At 44.6% G+C, this 18,151-nt stretch carries 23 protein-coding genes; 10 read left to right on the forward strand and 13 right to left on the reverse strand.

Translation table 11 applies throughout. The features are described 5' to 3' along the window. Nucleotides 1-55: 55 nt before the first annotated feature. The 8 genes from H735_RS31450 to H735_RS19315 all read right to left on the reverse strand — a co-directional run bounded on the left by H735_RS31450 (nt 56) and on the right by H735_RS19315 (nt 5,457). The gene (locus H735_RS31450) at nt 56-232 is read right to left on the reverse strand and encodes a hypothetical protein (protein WP_020197694.1); all 177 of its coding nucleotides are present in this window, start codon (nt 230-232) and stop codon (nt 56-58) included. 78 nt (nt 233-310) lie between these two features. Next, nucleotides 311-490 carry a hypothetical protein gene (locus H735_RS30325; protein WP_009707247.1) on the reverse strand — a complete coding sequence of 60 codons (180 nt, stop codon included), beginning with the start codon at nt 488-490 and terminating at the stop codon, nt 311-313. Nucleotides 491-821: 331 nt separating this feature from the next. After that, the gene (locus H735_RS19295) at nt 822-1,283 is read right to left on the reverse strand and encodes an NfeD family protein (protein WP_005436909.1); all 462 of its coding nucleotides are present in this window, start codon (nt 1,281-1,283) and stop codon (nt 822-824) included. A 9-nt stretch (nt 1,284-1,292) separates the two neighbouring features. Continuing rightward, nucleotides 1,293-2,207, reverse strand: coding sequence for an SPFH domain-containing protein (locus tag H735_RS19300; protein WP_005436910.1), 915 nt, complete (start codon nt 2,205-2,207; stop codon nt 1,293-1,295). A gap of 157 nt (nt 2,208-2,364) precedes the next feature. Then, nucleotides 2,365-3,219 (reverse strand): thioredoxin family protein, encoded by an 855-nt coding sequence (locus tag H735_RS19305; protein ID WP_005436922.1) that lies wholly within the window; start codon nt 3,217-3,219, stop codon nt 2,365-2,367. A gap of 198 nt (nt 3,220-3,417) precedes the next feature. Next, nucleotides 3,418-3,600 (reverse strand): hypothetical protein, encoded by a 183-nt coding sequence (locus H735_RS31225; RefSeq protein WP_009707234.1) that lies wholly within the window; start codon nt 3,598-3,600, stop codon nt 3,418-3,420. A 74-nt stretch (nt 3,601-3,674) separates the two neighbouring features. Then, a complete protein-coding gene (locus H735_RS19310) occupies nt 3,675-4,502 on the reverse strand; it encodes an SDR family oxidoreductase (RefSeq protein ID WP_005436924.1) in 828 nt (275 codons plus the stop codon). 37 nt (nt 4,503-4,539) lie between these two features. Continuing rightward, a complete protein-coding gene (locus H735_RS19315) occupies nt 4,540-5,457 on the reverse strand; it encodes a TIGR01777 family oxidoreductase (RefSeq protein ID WP_027726824.1) in 918 nt (305 codons plus the stop codon). A gap of 257 nt (nt 5,458-5,714) precedes the next feature. Between H735_RS19315 and H735_RS19320 the strand changes: the two genes are divergently transcribed. The 6 genes from H735_RS19320 (at nt 5,715) to yfcE (ending at nt 8,967) form a co-directional block, all read left to right on the forward strand. After that, nucleotides 5,715-6,449, forward strand: a complete 735-nt coding sequence (locus H735_RS19320) for a DUF1538 domain-containing protein (protein ID WP_005436927.1) — start codon at nt 5,715-5,717, stop codon at nt 6,447-6,449. Continuing rightward, on the forward strand, nt 6,446-7,237 hold the full coding sequence (locus H735_RS19325) for a DUF1538 domain-containing protein (RefSeq protein ID WP_020197692.1): 792 nt from the start codon (nt 6,446-6,448) through the stop codon (nt 7,235-7,237). The genes H735_RS19320 and H735_RS19325 overlap by 4 nt, the downstream gene beginning before the upstream one ends. Next, nucleotides 7,227-7,577: a P-II family nitrogen regulator gene (locus H735_RS19330; protein ID WP_005436932.1), complete on the forward strand. Its 351-nt coding sequence runs from the start codon at nt 7,227-7,229 to the stop codon at nt 7,575-7,577. Before H735_RS19325 ends, H735_RS19330 begins: the two co-directional genes overlap by 11 nt. Then, nucleotides 7,574-7,981 carry a CBS domain-containing protein gene (locus H735_RS19335; RefSeq protein ID WP_009707230.1) on the forward strand — a complete coding sequence of 136 codons (408 nt, stop codon included), beginning with the start codon at nt 7,574-7,576 and terminating at the stop codon, nt 7,979-7,981. The genes H735_RS19330 and H735_RS19335 overlap by 4 nt, the downstream gene beginning before the upstream one ends. Nucleotides 7,982-8,141: 160 nt before the next feature. Beyond that, on the forward strand, nt 8,142-8,351 hold the full coding sequence (locus H735_RS19340; protein WP_009707229.1) for a hypothetical protein: 210 nt from the start codon (nt 8,142-8,144) through the stop codon (nt 8,349-8,351). A 70-nt stretch (nt 8,352-8,421) separates the two neighbouring features. After that, a complete protein-coding gene (gene yfcE / locus H735_RS19345; protein ID WP_020197690.1) occupies nt 8,422-8,967 on the forward strand; it encodes a phosphodiesterase in 546 nt (181 codons plus the stop codon). A 60-nt stretch (nt 8,968-9,027) separates the two neighbouring features. Here yfcE and H735_RS19350 read toward each other — a convergent pair whose 3' ends face one another. From H735_RS19350 to H735_RS19365, 4 genes are read right to left on the reverse strand one after another with little or no spacing between them, the layout of a single operon-like run. After that, a complete protein-coding gene (locus tag H735_RS19350) occupies nt 9,028-9,306 on the reverse strand; it encodes an Rdx family protein (RefSeq protein ID WP_005436938.1) in 279 nt (92 codons plus the stop codon). A 23-nt stretch (nt 9,307-9,329) separates the two neighbouring features. Next, entirely contained in the window at nt 9,330-10,085 is a 756-nt protein-coding gene (locus tag H735_RS19355; RefSeq protein ID WP_020197689.1) for a sulfite exporter TauE/SafE family protein, read from the reverse strand. A gap of 47 nt (nt 10,086-10,132) precedes the next feature. Beyond that, on the reverse strand, nt 10,133-10,648 hold the full coding sequence (gene toxS, locus H735_RS19360; protein ID WP_009707226.1) for a transmembrane regulator ToxS: 516 nt from the start codon (nt 10,646-10,648) through the stop codon (nt 10,133-10,135). A gap of 11 nt (nt 10,649-10,659) precedes the next feature. Further along, on the reverse strand, nt 10,660-11,532 hold the full coding sequence (locus H735_RS19365; protein WP_020197688.1) for a winged helix-turn-helix domain-containing protein: 873 nt from the start codon (nt 11,530-11,532) through the stop codon (nt 10,660-10,662). A gap of 272 nt (nt 11,533-11,804) precedes the next feature. Here H735_RS19365 and htpG point away from each other — a divergent pair, with 272 nt between their 5' ends. The 3 genes from htpG to hemH all read left to right on the forward strand — a co-directional run bounded on the left by htpG (nt 11,805) and on the right by hemH (nt 15,779). Further along, on the forward strand, nt 11,805-13,709 hold the full coding sequence (gene htpG / locus H735_RS19370) for a molecular chaperone HtpG (RefSeq protein ID WP_020197687.1): 1,905 nt from the start codon (nt 11,805-11,807) through the stop codon (nt 13,707-13,709). Nucleotides 13,710-14,029: 320 nt separating this feature from the next. Continuing rightward, nucleotides 14,030-14,674 carry an adenylate kinase gene (gene adk / locus H735_RS19375; protein WP_005425498.1) on the forward strand — a complete coding sequence of 215 codons (645 nt, stop codon included), beginning with the start codon at nt 14,030-14,032 and terminating at the stop codon, nt 14,672-14,674. Nucleotides 14,675-14,813: 139 nt separating this feature from the next. After that, the gene (hemH, locus tag H735_RS19380) at nt 14,814-15,779 is read left to right on the forward strand and encodes a ferrochelatase (RefSeq protein WP_020197686.1); all 966 of its coding nucleotides are present in this window, start codon (nt 14,814-14,816) and stop codon (nt 15,777-15,779) included. A gap of 91 nt (nt 15,780-15,870) precedes the next feature. Here hemH and H735_RS19385 read toward each other — a convergent pair whose 3' ends face one another. Further along, nucleotides 15,871-17,259, reverse strand: a complete 1,389-nt coding sequence (locus H735_RS19385) for a peptide MFS transporter (protein ID WP_020197685.1) — start codon at nt 17,257-17,259, stop codon at nt 15,871-15,873. 333 nt (nt 17,260-17,592) lie between these two features. Here H735_RS19385 and rfaH point away from each other — a divergent pair, with 333 nt between their 5' ends. Then, nucleotides 17,593-18,093 carry a transcription/translation regulatory transformer protein RfaH gene (gene rfaH, locus H735_RS19390; protein ID WP_020197684.1) on the forward strand — a complete coding sequence of 167 codons (501 nt, stop codon included), beginning with the start codon at nt 17,593-17,595 and terminating at the stop codon, nt 18,091-18,093. Nucleotides 18,094-18,151: the final 58 nt, after the last annotated feature.

Genomic DNA, 18,151 nt, shown 5'->3' on the forward strand with positions numbered 1-18,151 from the left:
CGAAGTTTATCCCCATAGAATAGATAAACTTCGTTAAAACCATTGATAATGTTAATTATTTAAATGTACCACCGTACATCGTGCATAATTCTCGTGGTAGGTGTTTTACTGTACCATCACTAAATGTGCAATCTACGCCGGCACCGAATGCATGTCCCGCTGAGTTTTGTGCTAAAGAAATTGGAGATGCAAAAATAAAGCACGCGATAAATAAAGCAGCAATCTTTTTCATGGTGAATCCTCTCACTCATTAAATTTCCAGCTTAGGCTGAATAATTAATTGATCTTTCAATTTAAAGTTAGAATTGTTTTATTTCTTTATCGTACCATTTTGATGTTGGCATAAGACGATTGGCATATAATCGCTAGTCCCGTCTGGTAGATAGCATTGCACGTTAGGCCCTGTAGCACTGTTACCGTTTGAGCCTGAGTAGGCAAACACGCTTGATGAGAACAACACCACAGCGAACAACATCATTGTCTTTTTCATAGTACTTCCTCTTACTTACCTTAAAAAAATATAAGCACCTAATTGACATGCTTATGCGTTAAGTATGTATAGAGACCTAGAAAGATCAAAATTAAATTCAACAGTGTTTTATTTTTTAAAATAAATTTAGATTTAGAAAAATGATATATATTTTTCTATGTGTCTGAATTATTTAATTTGAATAATTGAGCAAGAGCAGGAAAAGAGAGTATGCTGATAATATTTATATCACTTAATTTTTATAGTTAATTTAAATAAGTGAATGAAATAAAAGAAGTAGTTTGAATAGATATGAAATAGGGTGCTTTGCACCCTATTATTTTGACACAAGTCAGCGAGAAACCGGTTTAATCTTAAGAATAATACCGTCAACGGCGATAATTTCGACTCGAGTTCCTGCTGGTAAATCGTGTTCTGATTCAGCAGACCAAGTAGTATCTGCCACTCGTAAGCGGTTCATCCCCACAGTGAAGTCTTCATCTAATGTCACGATACTACCGACTAATTGCTTCTGCTTTTGGTTAAGATCGCGCGCGCTGTCGCTCTTACGATCTTTCGACCATTGCTTTCGCCACCACAGCCACGTTGTCATCAAGCTGAAAGCGGCAAAAGCCAACCATTGCATCTGCCAACTGATGGGCAAGAAGGACAAAATGGTTCCGACGATAAGCGCTGATATGCCAAGCCATAAGAAATAGCCAGCAGTGCCGAGTAGCTCGATCGCTAGCAAAGCGAAGCCAAACGCAATCCAATGCCAGAATGTAACGCCTTCCAATAGGCTAAATAAATCCATAAGTAGACCTTAGTCTTTACTTTGTTTGAACATCTCTGCGATACCAGCAACGGAGCCCATGAGTCCAGTTGCTTCAATCGGCAACATGATAATCTTACCATTTTCTGCTTGGCCGATACTCTTCAATGCCTCAGTGTAGCCCTGAGCAATAAAGTAGTTCACTGCTTTGACGTCGCCTTTAGCAATGGCTTCTGACACCATGTAAGTTGCTTTTGCTTCCGCTTGCGCCGCACGTTCGCGGGCTTCTGCATGTAAGATCGCAGACTGCTTTTCACCTTCCGCTTTTAAGATCTCTGATTGTTTTTGACCTTCAGCGCGTAAGATTTCTGCTTGGCGTACACCTTCAGCTTCTAAGATCTCTGCACGTTTATTACGCTCTGCTTTCATCTGAGCATTCATCGCTGCAGTCAGATCTGCGGGTGGCTGAACGTCTTTAATCTCAATACGTGTCACTTTAACACCCCAAGGGTTAGTCGCTTGGTCAACAATAGAGAGAAGCTTGGTGTTGATCATGTCACGTTGGCTGAGCATTTCGTCCAGTTCCATTGAACCAAGAACGGTACGGATGTTAGTTAGCGTAAGGTTACGAATAGCATGCTCTAGGTCGTTTACTTCATAGGCTGCTTTGGCAGCGTCGATAACTTGAACAAAGCCGACTGCGTCGATAACGACATTCGCATTATCTTTAGAAATGACTTCTTGAGCTGGAATGTCGAGAACTCGTTCCATCATATTGATCTTCTGACCGATTCTATCGACAAACGGAATGATTAAGTTCAAACCTGGTTTAAGAGTGTGGGTGTAGCGCCCAAAGCGTTCAACTGTCCAGTTGTTGCCTTGAGGAACGGTTTTAATCGCAGACGCGAGGAGGATGATGGCTAGAGCAACGAAAATACCGATGGTGATCAATGAGTCAATTGGCATGTGCTATTCCCTTAAGTGCATAGTATTGATTCATTTTTACTCATTTGGGCTTATGAAACAATCGTAGAAATGAGAGGTTTGATAAATTCCAGACAAAATAAAGGCCGGAGTTTTCCGGCCTTTTCTATTTGAGCTGTCTTGCTTTAAATCGATTCGCTTAGTACAAAATCGAGTAAAGTTGACGGCGGTACTTACTTGCCAGAGCGTTGCCTTGGCCAAGTGCGCTCAAGATATCCATAAAGACTTTCTTCACTTCACCATCTTGTGCGCCTAGGTTGGTCTTAAGAATGTTCCAAAGTAGCTCTAACGCTTCTTCATCGCGACCTACTTGGTTGTACTGAACCGCAAGTTCACACGCCAGTTCAATGTTGTCAGGGTTTGCTGCTAGTTCTTGTTCAAGACGCTGAAGCTCTGGGCTTTCTGCTGCTTGAAGGTGCAGGTCTAACTTCGCAATCAAACCTTTGTAGTAGTTGTCTTGGTATTCCAGTGGAATCGCGCTTAACAGCGTTTGTGCCAATTCAAACTGTTTGGTTTCCAGCAAGCAATCTGCCATCGCCAGTTTCACGTCGCCACGGTTTTGAAGCTCTTCCGATAGCGTTTGAAGAATCGCTAATGCTTGAGCGTGCTCACCTTGTTGGAGCAATTCACTGGCTTGCTTCAACTGCATCTCATCTTGGCTTGGTAGATGCTTTTGCAGCATTGCGGTAATCGCATCAATAGGCTGAGGACCACCCATACCATCGACGGCTTGGCCGTTCATGAATAATGCGATGGTTGGCAGCACTTGTACGCCAAATTGAGAAGCAAGAGCAGGTTGCTGTTCACAGTTCAATAGAGCAAGGGTAAATGCGCCGTTGTATTGCTGAGTCAGCATTTGTAGATCAGGAATCACTTGTGCGCTTTCTGGTTGAGCGCCCGCCCAAAAGTGAATCAATACAGGCGTGTTCATTGATCCTTCAAGCGTTTCACGGAAATTTTGTTCTGTTAACTCAACGATAAATGGGGATTGCATCAGAGTATCCTTGCTTTTTGTTTCTTGTCGTTGATTGTAGATATGGAGTTGATATTTGGGAAATTCAAGCGATAGAAAGGAAAAACGCTGCCGAAGCAGCGTATTCCTGATAGCAAGCGAAAGTGCTATTAAATTTGGCTAGTCCAGCACGGTTTAGAGAGTCTTGTTAGACGTTATAGTGGTGTGCTGGGTGTGGTATCAAAATAGGATGAACATGGTCAACACTACACCCACACTAAGCCAGTTAAGCTGATTTAATGTCATTATTGTCTCGCGAAAATACAAAACAGAAAGGGTGGCGATACCAAATCTATAGTGAGTATCCACATCACGTTCAGGCTCGATGGATGAAGATACTGACTTAGAAATTGATTCGAACATTGAGGCTTTCTTAACCTACATGCTCATAATGACATCACATTGTTACGGTAAAATTACATCGTGATAAAAATTTTTTATGCTGCTTGTCGCAAAATCTTATCAAGAACACGAGTTGGTAACAGGCGCTTTAATACCGCAAATACTTTGGTCGGTGTGGTGATTCGGTAGCGAATCTTTGGTTTATCACTGGTGAGTGCGTGAAGCACTGGCTCAATACAAGACTCAGCAGGAAGGACAAATTTGTTGTTTGACTTGTCGTTATCCAAACGCTGCTTTTGCCCTTCGTAAGCTGCTCTGTGGGCACTGTTTTCCACATCAATCCACTGCTCAAATGCTTTTAAGGCATTTTGTCTAAACTGGGTTTCTATCGGGCCGGGTTCGATCAGTGCAACTTTGATGTTGGTGTCCATCAATTCCAAACGTAGCGTGTCTGTCCAGCCTTCAAGAGCGAACTTAGAGGCGTTATAGGCACCACGATATTTCATCGCCGCAAACCCTAGCACAGAGCTGTTTTGGATGATTCTTCCTTCACCCTGTTTGCGCATGTGTGGCAACACTTCTCTTACGAGTTGGTGCCAGCCAAAAAAGTTGGTCTGAAATTGTGCCTGAAGTGCTTCTGTCGGCAGATCTTCTAATGCGCCAGGTTGTCCGTAAGCGCCATTGTTAAATACGGCGTAGAGCTTTCCCTCGGCCAGTTCCAGAGCTGTTGAAACTCCAGCAGAAATACTTTGAGGATCATTAAGATCTAACTGAATGCAGGTTAAGCCTTCACTGGTTAAGCGTTGAACATCTTGCTCGTTGCGACAAGAGGCAATAACGTGAAAGCCCTCTTTTTGTAAAGCATGGGCACACACGTATCCGATGCCTGTGGAGCATCCGGTGATCAGAACTGACTTTTTCATATTAGGGCTCACAAAAGGCGGTAGTGAGCCTTATGATTCAACAACTTCTGTCTTGAAGCAAGTTCTTGAGTGCAGGCTCGACGCGAGAATAGCTGAACTTGAAGCCGAGCTCGGTGAGCTTTTTAGGTTTGGCTCGAACGCTATCAAACAGCAAACAAGACGATTCGCCCATTGCCATGTTCATGACCCATTTAGGGGTAAACAGGATATGTGGTCGTTTGAGAGTTTTCGCCAATGTGCCGCTGAAGATTCGGTTGCTGACAGGGTGCGGGGCACACAAGTTGAACTCGCCATGAGCGTGTGGTGTTTCGAGCAAATACATGATGGCTCGAACCATATCCAAGATATGAATCCAAGGCATGTACTGTTTACCGCTTCCTAGTGGGCCGCCTAAACCGAGCTTATATGGGAGAAGCATTTTGGCGAGTGCTCCACCGTTTTGTCCAAGCACTAAGCCCGTTCGAAGTATGCAAACTCGAGTTTGTTCGGATTCTGCACGCTTGGCAATTTGTTCCCAACGAGCACAAACATAGTGCGCAAATGCTTCACTATTTACGTGTAAGCATTCGTCAAAAGGGTGATCTTGTTGATCGCCGTAATAGCCAACCGCAGAGCCGCTAATAAATACCGCTGGTGGCTCGGTACTGGCGTGAATCAATTCAACGATCCGCTCGGTCACTTTCCAACGACTGTTACAAATGACCTCTTTCTGCTCCTTGCTCCAGCGTTTATCTGCAATCGGTTCGCCTGCAAGGTTAATCACCGCATCGACGTCATTGAGATCTTCAATCGAATCTAGGGAGTCTAGATATTGAATGTTACCGACATCGGCATGCTGTAATCGCTGTTTTGCCTGCGCAGGGTTACGCGTCAACAAAATAACTTGGTGCGTAGTCAGGAGCTTAAGGAGCTCTGAACCAATAAAGCCCGTACCGCCAGTCAGTAATATCTTCATGTCATCCCTTTGATTGTAAAACCATTCAAACATTATAGTCGTTAACCGCCTTGCATGATCATTTCAATGACTTGCGATGTCGATTTTATTATTAGTTCCTAATGGTTTAGTAGCGATTTCTTACCAAGCGATGCAAAGCTCACAGTTTGAGTAAATGTAACAGAATGTTATCAAGCATTGAGCGTTGCTCACACTTAGCTTCAGCAAACTGTGTCATGCTGAATTTAGAAAGGATGAAGCGTTGCTAGGAGGGGAATATGGAAGCATTTGTTGCTCTGTTTCGAGCCTTGCTAAGTAGCGCCCGTGATTTGCTGCCGATTGTCCTTGTTATTACCTTCTTCCAACTTGTGGTGCTTCAAGAGCCACTTCCTAATCTGGTCTCGATTTTATTTGGCCTCTTACTGGTTATTCTGGGTTTAACCTTTTTCATTTTTGGCTTAGAGCTGGGCTTATTCCCGATTGGCGAAAACATGGCGCAAGCTTTTGCCAACAAAGGTAGCGTGTTTTGGCTGCTGATTTTCGCATTCTGTTTAGGCTTCGGGACAACCATTGCTGAACCAGCCTTAACGGCTGTAGCGGAAGAAGCTTCGGAGGTAGCGGCCGAGGGAGGGATGATCGCCAATACTGAGCAATCAATGGAGGAATATGCAGATGGCTTGCGCTTAACGGTTGCTTTGTCGGTGGGCGTGGCGATTGTATTAGGCGTGCTTCGGATTCTTAAAGGTTGGCCGATTCAATATATGATCATAGGTGGCTACATCGGCGTTGTGATCCTGACTGGATTTGCGCCGGAATCCATCATCGGTGTGGCTTACGATTCTGGCGGTGTGACTACTTCTACCATCACGGTGCCATTGGTGACTGCGCTTGGGGTTGGATTGGCGTCGGCGATTAAAGGTCGAAACCCCATGATTGATGGGTTTGGACTTATCGCTTTTGCCTCTTTGTTACCGATGATGTTTGTGATGGTTTACGGGATGGTGGTGGCATGATTTCTTTTGCGCATTTCATCGATACTTTTATCTCAACCATCAGTGATGTGGTTCCTATCGCGGCCATTATCTTCGGTTTTCAGTTGGCAGTGCTGCGCCGTCCCGTATCGAACTTACCCAAAGTAATACTTGGCTTTGGTTACGTTATTTTAGGGTTATCGTTGTTTTTGCTTGGTTTAGAGATGGCGCTGTTTCCACTTGGTGAAACCATGGCGACGCAACTGACCGCACCAGATTTCCTTCGGGAGTTTAAAGTTTCAATTGGCCAAGCTTTAAGTTGGGTTGATTACTACTGGGTGTACATTTTTGCTTTCTTTATCGGTTTTAGCACTACGATTGCGGAGCCTTCTCTCATCGCGGTCGCCATCAAAGCCAATCAAGTGTCTGGCGGCAGTATTAGTGTGAATGGGTTACGTGTTGCCGTCGCATTAGGTGTCGCGGTGGGTATTGCACTTGGAAGCTACCGGATTGTGGTGGGTGACCCGATTCATTACTACATCATCGCAGGTTACATCGTGGTGGTGATTCAAACCTTTTATGCGCCAAAGTTGATTGTGCCTTTGGCCTACGATTCCGGTGGTGTGACGACGTCGACGGTGACTGTTCCCTTGGTGACTGCTCTTGGCTTGGGGTTGGCGTCAACGGTTCCGGGACGAAACCCAATGATTGATGGCTTCGGTTTGATTGCCTTTGCCAGCTTATTCCCAATGATTTCTGTTATGGGCTACGCCCAAATCACCCAGTGGTTGAACAAAGAGACCGCGGAGGAGAAAGAAAATGCGCTTTAAATTGATTCTGGCCTTTGTTGAAGACAGCAAAACCGACAAAGTGCTTGATGCCGCACGTGATGCCGGTGCGACAGGTGCAACCGTGATCAACAATGCTCGGGGGCAAGGTTTAAACCAAAAACGAACCTTCTTTGGTCTGACTCTAGAAGTACAAAAAGACGTGTTGTTGTTTGTGGTGGAAGAGCATTTATCGAGGCACATTTTGGAGACCATCAGTGAGGTCGGGGAGTTTGATCAAGAGTCTGGTCAAGGCATCGCCGTGCAGATTGATGTGGAAGACGCAGTGGGCGTTGCGCACCAAGTAGAGAAACTGACCAAAGTAGTAGAGGACGAATTATGAGCCATCATGAGTTGATTCGAGTTAGAGACGTAATGGCAGCGACCTACATCATTGTTGATGGGTTAATTACGGTCCATGAAGGGATAACCCTAGCAAGAAAGAGTGAAGTGAAAGCGCTTGTGGTGAAAAAACGCGATGAGGATGATGAGTATGGAATTGTACTAATGAACGATATCGCGAAAAAAGTATTAGCGAAAAACCGCTCGCCACAACGAACCAATCTTTATGAAATCATGACCAAGCCCGCGCTTTCTGTCGATCCTAATATGAATGTGAAATATTGCGCGCGTTTATTTGAGCGCTTCGGTATTAGTCGTGCACCAGTGATTGAAAACGGTGAGGTTATTGGCATGGTGAGTTACAACAATATCGTGATTAACGGCATGGCACGAGAAGAGTTATAGGCGTGTTTGTTGTGAGGCTCACCCATAATTAGGGCAAGAAGGTTTCTCAGGTGAGCGACATTTAGCAAACCCCATTCGAATTGCTTATCTGTGCCATTGCATATCCGCAATCTGAGGCTTATTCTTTGAGAATTAAAGAAATAATTGAGGATGTCATGTCATGCCGCTAGTCGCTTGTCCTGTATGTGAGAAACAAATTTCAAAACGAGCTCATACCTGTCCGGGGTGCGGAGAACCCGACCCATTAAATCACTTAGCCAAATCTAAGTTCCTATCGATGATCTTTTGGGCGGTGGTCTTGGTCGGTGCCGGTTACTTTGCGTGGTTCTACTTGGTGCCAATGTTGGTTGAAATGCTTCGTAACCACTAGTTTCTTACTTCGGTTGAGCTTCTATAAGAATGCCGTAGAATACCCTCATTACTTTTGAGGAGACGATGTCGTGAAATTATTTTTTGCCTCAGACTTGCACGGCTCTTTGCCAGCAACCGAAGAAACCATTCAGCTTTACTTAGCCTCTGGTGCCGATCATCTTATCTTGTTGGGTGATACGCTCAACCATGGGCCAAGAAACCCGGTTCCAGAAGGTTACAATCCTCCACAAGTAGCGGAGTTGCTTAACCAGTACAGTGAGCAGATCATTTCTGTGCGCGGTAACTGCGACAGCGAAGTAGACCAAATGCTGCTGAACTTCCCAATGATGACAGACTACGCTTGGCTGCTATTAGAATCAGGCAAGCGAGTGTTCCTCACTCATGGTCACTTGTATAACAGCGCGAAACGTCCACCACTGCGTGAAGGCGATATCATTGCTCATGGCCATACTCATGTCCCAGTGGCAGAGATGCAAGAAGGGGCGGTGATTTTCAATCCTGGTTCTATGACCTTCCCAAGAAACGGATTGCCTCGCAGTTATGGTTTGATGGAAGGCAATACGCTGACTGTGAAAACACCTGAAGGTGAAGTGCTGGCTCAGACTACGATTTAACGACCGAGTTATCGAAAAAATCGTTAATTGAATAAAGAAGCAAGGGAGCCAATTGGCTCCCTATTTTGTATCAGAATGACCTAAGTCGCGCTCTGGATCGATGATGTCTCTTACGCGTTGTTTTAGGATTTTGGCTTCAGGGAAACCTCCGTCTTTTTTACGTTCCCAAATCTGGACGCCATTGCAAAAAATCTCAAAACGGCCACCCGTATCAGGATGTAAGCTGACGGTTTCAATCTCTTCACTGAACGTGTGAAGCAATTCTTGTGATAGCCAAGTTGAACGCAACATCCAATTGCACTGACGACAGTAGTGAATGTCTATGATGGCTTTATCCATTTCTTATTTCCTTTTTTTAAACACTAGAGCAGTAGCTTTATTCCCACCGCAAAGGTGAGGATCTCAAACGCGATTTTGATAACTCGATTGCTGTACTTTGTCGCCGCCCATGCACCTAAGCTGCCGCCTAAAAATGAACTCACTAATAAAACCGGTAACCAGGCCCAATGGATTGGCGCTCCGGCTTGTACCACTGCGACACCACCAATACCGTTCCAAAACAAACCAACACAAATCATTGTGTAGGCCACCGCTTGCTTGTAGTCGTAACCAAACCAACGAACAAGGAAGAGGGTCACAAGTAAGCCAGAACCTGCAGTCAACGAGCCGTTCACTACACCAATGAACATCAAACCTAACCCGCCTACTATCCAACCAAAGGTATCACGATGAGTTGGTATCTCTGTCTGGCCCAGTTGTTTCTTAAAGCGAGAGTAAATTCCAAGAGCAAGGATCATCGCCCCGAGCATTTTCTCAGCGATTTTATCGGGAATTTGGACAATCAGGTTTGCGCCAATCACGACTCCAATGCTGCCCACCAGAATCAGATAAAGCGCGACTTTGGGTTTTATTGTGCCTGCTTTTAGGTGTGTACTCGCAGCACCCAGTCCAAGGGCAACGGAAGCGACTTTATGTGTTCCTAGTGCGACGGAGAAAGGCAAACCAAGGAAGATCAATAACGGAAATTGCAGTAACCCAGCGCCACCTCCAGAGAGCGACGCGAGCGTATTTGCGATAAGAGAACCAAAGAAGAGAGTGAGGGTATCTAGCCAGTCCATGTGCAAAATAAAAGGGGGCATCTTGCCCCCTTATCATCGAATCAAAATCAGTTTCTAAACAGTACCGTAGAACCGTGGTTCAGGCTAGTCAGTAGTAACGTTTTTTCGTTCACTACGTCAATGCGACGGCTTTGCTCTGCATCCAACTTAAAGATTTGTGTGATGAGACGAAGTTGTGACTCAGAGAAATCTTTAGATTGAGAAGCTGATATATCTTTGAATTCAGCTGGTGAGACAAGCAAGTAGTTGTCGCTTACTTCCCAACGGCCTTTTTCAGAAATATTGATCGTGGATTCCGTATTAGAACCTTGAGCAAACAGGCGAATGTTTGCCACGCGAATGTAATCACCATTAGGTAAGTACTTCACATTCGATTCCACATTGACTTTACGTAGAGGACCAACTGTATCGTCTGGCAAGTTATCGGTGATCAGTGTCACCATAGTCGATTGCCATTCGTTTGATGTGAGAACCTGTTCTATTTTCAGGTCACTTCCCCAGTATAACCAACCACTAAAAAGGATTGATACGGCCAAAACCGCAGATGCTATTTTAATCTTCATTTCAGCCTCCTTTAATTGCAGATGTCTGTTGGGTCATTACGACCAGCGAAAATACGCAGCGTCACGTTCTCGTAGGAATGCTCGCTGTCGTGAATGTAGTTCAGTATCAGTTGGTTGTTTTGACCACCAGTTGCGATCACTTCTACCGGAGAGGACTCTTCTGCGTGGTGCTCCACGTAGCGTTTGATGCACTGCTCAATCGAAGGCATCCAATCGTTTAACTGAGGGTGGTTAACTGGTGTCATTACCGGGACGTTGTGGTATTCACCAATTTGACGGAATTGAGATTCCGCAGGGTTAGTCAACATCAGTACACAAACAGGCAGTAACACTGCAACCACAACTAAAATACGAAACAGCCAGTTTGCGTTCTTTTGTGATGGGGCCGTTTTAGTTTTTTCAACCATCACTTCAGCTTCTGTTGCCTTGTCTACTGGAGTCTCAATCGCAGATTCTGCAAATTGCTCTAGATCGACAACGGGTGCTTCGTTCTCTTCTTCTTGTTCATCAAGTTCAGAGATTGAATCAGAAGAAAGTGGGCTTAAACGCTCAACCGTACTGATAAGTTGGTAGCCGCGTTTTGGCACGGTTTTTACGAATTCTGGTGATTTTGTTGAGTCCTTCAACATTTTACGCAGCGTCGAGATAGCCTGAGTTAGGCTTGAATCATCCACCTCAAAGCCTTGCTCACGCCAAACGAACTCGTGCAGCTCGTTGCGCGTTATCACTTCGTTAGGTCTCTCTGCCAACATGAGGAGAATACGGCTTTCGTTGCTTCCTAATCGTACAACTTCGTTGCCATTTTGTTGGTCAGCGAGCGAATTACTATTTGGGTCAAAGACAAATCTTTGAGCAAGCAGAAATTTGGTGCCTATGTTAGTCATTTAGTTCTTCTTAGATGGATGATTCTGTAATTATAGTGATTTGCGTCACATAACAAGGCGTGCGCAAAAAGACATGTGCTACGTTTTAGATGCTTTTAGGGACGTAGGATAATTAAAATTTTCTAAAAAAACACCGTTTTTAGCAATATTGACCTTGAATTTACATTTGTCAGCCACATATTAAATGACATCTTAGTAATGTCGCTTTTATGAGGCGGCGGTTAGGGCTTTGTCATTAAAAGTCTATTTAGTTTAGATGTTATGGAGCAAACATGAGCGAAACCGTATCTCAAAACAAAGAAACTCGTGGCTTTCAATCAGAAGTAAAACAACTACTTCACCTGATGATTCACTCTCTTTATTCCAACAAAGAGATTTTCCTACGTGAGTTGATCTCAAACGCGTCTGACGCATCAGATAAGCTTCGTTTCAAAGCGCTATCTACTCCAGATTTATACGAGGGTAATGCTGACCTTGGCGTTAAGCTAGCGTTTGATGAAAATGCTAACACATTAACCATCTCTGATAACGGCATCGGTATGAGCCGTGATGATGTGATTGAACATTTAGGCACGATCGCAAAATCAGGGACAGCAGAATTTTTCTCAAAGCTGTCGGATGAGCAGAGCAAAGACTCTCAACTTATTGGTCAGTTCGGTGTGGGTTTCTACTCTGCATTCATCGTTGCGGATGCCGTAACGGTTCGCACTCGTGCGGCTGGTCTTCCTGCTGAAGAAGCCGTTCAATGGCACTCAGCTGGCGAAGGTGATTACACCATCGAGACTATCACGAAAGACTCTCGTGGTACTGACATCGTGCTTCACATGCGTGAAGAGGGCAAAGAGTTCCTAAACGAATGGCGTCTACGTGATGTGATCAGCAAATACTCTGACCATATTGGTATCCCTGTATCTATCCAAACTGCGGTTCGCGATGACGAAGGCAAAGAAACGGGTGAGAAGAAGTGGGAGCAAATCAACAAAGCTCAAGCACTTTGGACACGCAATAAATCCGATATCTCGGATGAAGAGTACCAAGAGTTCTACAAACACGTTTCTCATGATTTCGCTGATCCTCTTACTTGGAGTCACAACCGTGTAGAAGGTAAGAACGATTACACGAGCTTACTTTACATCCCTGCGAAAGCACCATGGGACATGATGAACCGCGATCATAAATCAGGCCTAAAACTGTATGTACAACGCGTATTCATCATGGATGACGCTGAGCAGTTTATGCCTTCTTACTTGCGCTTTATTCGTGGTTTGATTGATTCAAACGATCTGCCTTTGAACGTATCACGCGAAATTCTGCAAGATAACAAGGTCACTCAGTCACTTCGCAACGCATGTACCAAGCGTGTACTTACTATGCTTGAGCGTATGGCGAAGAATGATGAAGAGAAATACCAATCATTCTGGAGGGAGTTCGGCCTTGTCATGAAGGAAGGCGTTGCAGAAGACATGGCAAACAAAGAGAAAGTTGCTGGTCTATTGCGCTTTGCGTCTACTGAAGTGGACTCTGCTGAACAAACCGTTGGTTTAGCTTCTTACATTGAGCGCATGAAAGAAGGCCAAGATAAGATTTACTACCTAACGGCAGACAGCTACGCAGCTGCGAAGAACAGCCCGCACTTAGAGCAGTTCAAAGCGAAAGGCATCGAAGTTATCTTGATGTTTGATCGCATTGATGAGTGGGTGATGAACTACCTGACTGAGTTTGATGGTAAGCAGTTCCAATCGATCACTAAAGCAGGCTTAGACCTAAGTAAGTTTGAAGACGAAGCGGAAAAAGAAAAGCAGAAAGAAACAGAAGAAGAGTTCAAATCTGTTGTTGAGCGCACCCAGTCTTACCTAGGTGACCGAGTAAAAGAGGTTCGTACGACGTTCAAACTTGCGACTACGCCAGCCGTTGTCGTGACGGATGATTTCGAAATGGGCACGCAGATGGCGAAGCTTCTTGAAGCGGCGGGTCAAGCGGTGCCAGAAGTGAAGTACATCTTTGAAATCAACCCAGAGCATGAGCTAGTGAAGCGCATGGCGGACGAAGCGGATGAAGAAGCATTCGGACGTTGGGTTGAAGTGCTACTAGGTCAAGCGATGTTAGCAGAGCGCGGTTCGATGGAAGATCCAACGCAATTTGTTGGTGCCATCAACAAGCTTTTGACTAAGGTTTAATAACCAAACATCAACAAAAAGCTCGCGAAATGCGAGCTTTTTGTTTGTAAACGCATAGATTCACACTTTGAGTGTTGAGTTAGTAATCAATAAAGCTCGAGAGCAGGCATCGCTAACATTCTTTAGTCTTAATCTGCTCATTGCGCAGTGAACCTGTGTTAGAATCGCAACACTTGAATGTGAGTAATAAGGCGTGTATTTTGGCTCGCCTAAACGTTATACCGAAACTTATCGTTGTGAGCACTTCGTAGGGTTAATGACCTAGAAGTCCAGTTATTGTGAGCTTCGGTATAAATCTTAAATATTAAAGAGGATAAATCATGCGCATCATTCTTCTAGGTGCTCCAGGTGCAGGTAAAGGCACACAAGCAAACTTCATCATGGATAAATACGGTATTCCACAAATCTCTACTGGTGATATGCTTCGTGCTGCTATCAAAGCAGGTACAGAACTTGGCAAACAAGCTAAAGCTGTTATCGACGCTGGTCAGCTAGTTTCTGATGAAATCATCCTTGGCTTAATCAAAGAGCGCATCGCTCAAGACGATTGCGAAAAAGGTTTCCTACTAGATGGTTTCCCACGCACTATCCCTCAGGCTGATGGCCTAAAAGAAATGGGCGTTGACGTAGATTACGTTATCGAATTTGACGTAGCTGACGACGTGATCGTTGAGCGCATGGCGGGTCGTCGTGCTCACCTTCCTTCAGGTCGTACTTACCACGTAGTTTACAACCCACCTAAAGTGGAAGGTAAAGATGACGTTACTGGTGAAGATCTTGTTGTTCGTGATGACGACAAAGAAGAAACAGTACGTGCACGTCTAGGTGTTTACCACGAGCAAACTGCTCCGCTTATCAACTACTACGGTAAAGAAGCTGAAGCAGGTAACACTAAGTACCTTAAATTCGACGGTACTAAGCAAGTTGCAGAAGTAAGCGCAGATATTGAGAAAGCGCTAGCATAATTTGCTAACGGCAAAATTTAGTATTTTGATATATTTAAAAGCGACCCTAGGGTCGCTTTTTTATTTAGCCTGAAAGTACGCTGAACCATTTGGTTCGATGCGCCGTACAAACCAAGCCGTTTACCATGAATAGGATGTTATGAAAAACAACAATAATAAACAGGGCGTGTTACTGGTTAACTTAGGTACGCCTGATGAGCCAACCGCACCGGCCGTTAAACGCTTTCTAAGTCAGTTTCTTCATGATCACCGTGTCGTTGATATGACGCGTTGGCTTTGGTGTCCAATTCTTCACGGTGTCATTCTACCAATTCGCTCTCCAAAAGTAGCCAAGCTTTATCAATCGGTATGGATGGAAGAGGGCTCACCTTTGATGGTGTATTCAAAACGACAAGCTCAGAAGCTTGCTGCAGCTCTTGATATGCCGGTTGAGCTGGGCATGACTTATGGCAACCCAAGTCTGCAATCAGGCTTTGAAGCGTTGCAAGCTCAAGGCGTAGAAGAAGTGATTGCATTGCCGCTTTACCCGCAATACTCAGGCACTACGACTGCGGCTGTTTCTGATGGCATGACGAAAGCATTCAAAAAGATACCAGTAATGCCAGAGTTTAGTTTTATCCGCGACTACCACAATCATCCTAAGTACATCGCTGCACTCGCTCAATCAGTTCGTGATCATTGGGCAGAGCATGGTCAAGGCGATTACCTACTATGTTCGTACCATGGTATCCCTAAGCGCTACGCAGATAACGGAGATATCTATCCTAAGCATTGTGCAGAGACAACACGCTTGCTAGGAGAAGCGCTAGGTTTGAGTGACGACCAGATCGGCATGACTTACCAGTCTCGCTTTGGTCGAGAAGAGTGGCTACAACCATACACGGACAAGACGTTAGAAGTGCTACCAAGTCAGGGTAAGAAGAAGCTCAACGTGCTGACTCCTGCGTTCTCTGCAGACTGTTTAGAAACGTTGGAAGAGATCTCAGAAGAGTGCCGAGAGATTTACCTAGAAGCAGGGGGCGAGAGCTTCAGCTACATTCCATGTCTGAACGATAACGATGACCACATCGAGATGATGGTTGAGTTAGTTCGCTCTAAGCTTTAACCCTTGATTCGAATACGTCTTCAAGTGGCGCGGATAAAAGACAACAAAAAGGGTCGCGATTGCGACCCTTTGTTTTTATTTGCACTTTATATTAAGCGATTTGAGTTTGTTGCTCTTCAATCTGTTCCGCTGTGCTGTGCGTGTTTTCAGCGCCATGCATCCAACGAACGAGTGTGTTCGAGAACAACAGTAGAATCACACCAGAAACAGTCGCTGTTACTGCGATACCGCTGAAGATTGCTAGTGCGCCTAGTTCACCTACGTGAGAGCCAACATAACCAGCAACGTAGTTTGCGAGCGCGTTACAACCGAACCATGCACCCATCATTAGTGATGCAAGACGTAGCGGAGCTAGCTTAGTTACTAGAGATAGACCAATAGGAGATAGACACAGTTCACCCAACGTATGAAAGAAGAACGCACCGACTAGCCATAGCATTGATGTTTTAACCGCAGTATCACCACCTTGCTCCATAACAGCACCGACCATACATAGGAAGCCTAGTGCTAGGAAGAACATCGCAAAAGCGAACTTCATTGGTGAGTTAGGTTCACGTTTACCTAGTTTCACCCATAGAACGGCTAATACAGGTGCAAGAGTAATAATGAAGAATGGGTTTAGTGATTGGAACCACGCAGCAGGAACTTCAAAGTCACCGATCATACGATCTGTGTATTGTTGCGTGTAGATGTTCATTAGACCGCCAGCCTGCTCGAAGCCTGCCCAGAAAACGATAGTAAACAGGCTCATCACAAGGATAACCTTGATACAGTCGACTTCTTCTTTCGTTAGAGGCTCTTTTTTCGCAGATTTCTTAATTGCTAAGTCACGTTTAGCTGCTGGTACACGGCCAATTTCACCTAACCAAGATTGCGCCATAGTCATTTGCATCACAAGGCTGATGATCATACCAACACCAGCGGCAATGAAACCTGCTTTCCAACCAAATTCATTGGTTACTGAACCTGAAACGACACCAGCAAGTAGCGCACCTAGGTTAATACCCATATAGAAGATAGTGAACGCGCCATCACGACGGTTATCGCCTTCGTTGTATAGATCACCAACCATGGTTGAAATGTTTGGCTTAAATAGGCCGTTACCACAGATAAGCAGAGCAAGACCTAGGTAGAAAGTGTGTAGAGAGCCAAGACCTAGTGCATCTGCTGGCATTGCTAGTGTGAACTGGCCAATAGCCATTAACACACCACCAATTAGGATTGAACGGCGTTGACCCAAGTAGTTATCCGCAAGGTAACCACCGATAAGAGGCGTGATGTAGACAAGTCCAGTATAGATGCCGTAAAGGTCTAGGGCATCTTTAGTCGACCAGCCAAGACCACCATTCATTGTTGTGTCAGTTAAATACAGTACTAGAATGGCGCGCATTGCGTAGTAAGAAAAGCGTTCCCATAGTTCTGTACCGAACAGAAGGAACAAGCCACGTGGGTGACCAAAGTATTGATGTTGGTTTGACATAAGCTCTTCTAATAGTAGTTATTACATTTTTTAACGAAATCTACGTATACATGTCATTTTGATGACTTACAAACAATAAAATTTTATGTGACGATTCGTTTGTCTTATTAAATGGCGGTTCTACGCTGATTTGGTGGGCTTTTCGTCGGTGAATTGGTCGTGCTATAAACTTATTTTTCATTTTTGTCTATAGACTTATTTTCTTAATCTTATGAAAGGGTGTGAGTTGTATGTGCAATATAAAGTGGGTTATTGATAGGTTGCTTGAATATCCATGACTCATCTTGGCCTTAATGCTAGGATGAAACAAAAACATAATTGGCTAGTAATAAAATGAAACGTTGGTATTTATTGTATTGTAAACGAGGAGAGCAAGTTAGGGCTAAGCAACACCTTGAAAACCAAGGCGTAGAGTGCTTTTACCCAACTTTCGAGGTCGAAAAGATCTTGCGAGGTAAGCGACAGAAAGTCGAAGAACCTTTGTTCCCTTGTTATGTTTTTGCCCGATTTGACTACGAACATGGCCCAAATTTTACTTCAGTTCGCTCTACGCGAGGTGTAGTAGACTTTGTTCGTTTTGGCGCTCAGCCTAAAGAGATACAGGGCGATTTGGTGTATGAACTCAAACAGCTTGATAAATGCGTGGACGAGCAGGCAAGTGATGAATGCATGCCGCAGCCTGGCGATCAGGTTCGTGTGAAGAGCGGACAGTTTGCGGGTATTGATGCCATCTTCCAAGAACAAGATGGTGAGAAACGTTCAATTATGCTGGTTCAGATGATCACCAAGCGTGTGCCTGTCAGCATAGACAACAGCGATTTAGATTTAAAATAGTCTAATTCCATTAAACATAAAAAAGAGGTGCGAAAGCACTAATGCCGATCAGTTAAAC

Origin of the sequence: Vibrio owensii CAIM 1854 = LMG 25443 (genome assembly GCF_000817815.1) — a bacterium.
GTDB lineage: Bacteria > Pseudomonadota > Gammaproteobacteria > Enterobacterales > Vibrionaceae > Vibrio > Vibrio owensii.

Bases quoted from the DNA above. Each gene is read 5' to 3' on its own strand.
- H735_RS19320 (WP_005436927.1), top strand. From the start codon at position 5,715: ATGGAAGCATTTGTTGCTCTGTTTCGAGCCTTGCTAAGTAGCGCCCGT.
- adk (WP_005425498.1), top strand. From the start codon at position 14,030: ATGCGCATCATTCTTCTAGGTGCTCCAGGTGCAGGTAAAGGCACACAA.
- hemH (WP_020197686.1), top strand. From the start codon at position 14,814: ATGAAAAACAACAATAATAAACAGGGCGTGTTACTGGTTAACTTAGGT.
- H735_RS31225 (WP_009707234.1), bottom strand. From the start codon at position 3,600: ATGTTCGAATCAATTTCTAAGTCAGTATCTTCATCCATCGAGCCTGAA.
- H735_RS19325 (WP_020197692.1), top strand. From the start codon at position 6,446: ATGATTTCTTTTGCGCATTTCATCGATACTTTTATCTCAACCATCAGT.
- rfaH (WP_020197684.1), top strand. From the start codon at position 17,593: ATGAAACGTTGGTATTTATTGTATTGTAAACGAGGAGAGCAAGTTAGG.
- H735_RS31450 (WP_020197694.1), bottom strand. From the start codon at position 232: ATGAAAAAGATTGCTGCTTTATTTATCGCGTGCTTTATTTTTGCATCT.
- H735_RS19365 (WP_020197688.1), bottom strand. From the start codon at position 11,532: ATGACTAACATAGGCACCAAATTTCTGCTTGCTCAAAGATTTGTCTTT.
- H735_RS19305 (WP_005436922.1), bottom strand. From the start codon at position 3,219: ATGCAATCCCCATTTATCGTTGAGTTAACAGAACAAAATTTCCGTGAA.
- H735_RS19340 (WP_009707229.1), top strand. From the start codon at position 8,142: ATGCCGCTAGTCGCTTGTCCTGTATGTGAGAAACAAATTTCAAAACGA.
- htpG (WP_020197687.1), top strand. From the start codon at position 11,805: ATGAGCGAAACCGTATCTCAAAACAAAGAAACTCGTGGCTTTCAATCA.
- H735_RS19350 (WP_005436938.1), bottom strand. From the start codon at position 9,306: ATGGATAAAGCCATCATAGACATTCACTACTGTCGTCAGTGCAATTGG.
- H735_RS19355 (WP_020197689.1), bottom strand. From the start codon at position 10,085: ATGGACTGGCTAGATACCCTCACTCTCTTCTTTGGTTCTCTTATCGCA.
- H735_RS19310 (WP_005436924.1), bottom strand. From the start codon at position 4,502: ATGAAAAAGTCAGTTCTGATCACCGGATGCTCCACAGGCATCGGATAC.
- H735_RS19300 (WP_005436910.1), bottom strand. From the start codon at position 2,207: ATGCCAATTGACTCATTGATCACCATCGGTATTTTCGTTGCTCTAGCC.
- H735_RS19315 (WP_027726824.1), bottom strand. From the start codon at position 5,457: ATGAAGATATTACTGACTGGCGGTACGGGCTTTATTGGTTCAGAGCTC.
- H735_RS19385 (WP_020197685.1), bottom strand. From the start codon at position 17,259: ATGTCAAACCAACATCAATACTTTGGTCACCCACGTGGCTTGTTCCTT.
- H735_RS19335 (WP_009707230.1), top strand. From the start codon at position 7,574: ATGAGCCATCATGAGTTGATTCGAGTTAGAGACGTAATGGCAGCGACC.
- H735_RS19295 (WP_005436909.1), bottom strand. From the start codon at position 1,283: ATGGATTTATTTAGCCTATTGGAAGGCGTTACATTCTGGCATTGGATT.
- toxS (WP_009707226.1), bottom strand. From the start codon at position 10,648: ATGAAGATTAAAATAGCATCTGCGGTTTTGGCCGTATCAATCCTTTTT.
- H735_RS30325 (WP_009707247.1), bottom strand. From the start codon at position 490: ATGAAAAAGACAATGATGTTGTTCGCTGTGGTGTTGTTCTCATCAAGC.
- H735_RS19330 (WP_005436932.1), top strand. From the start codon at position 7,227: ATGCGCTTTAAATTGATTCTGGCCTTTGTTGAAGACAGCAAAACCGAC.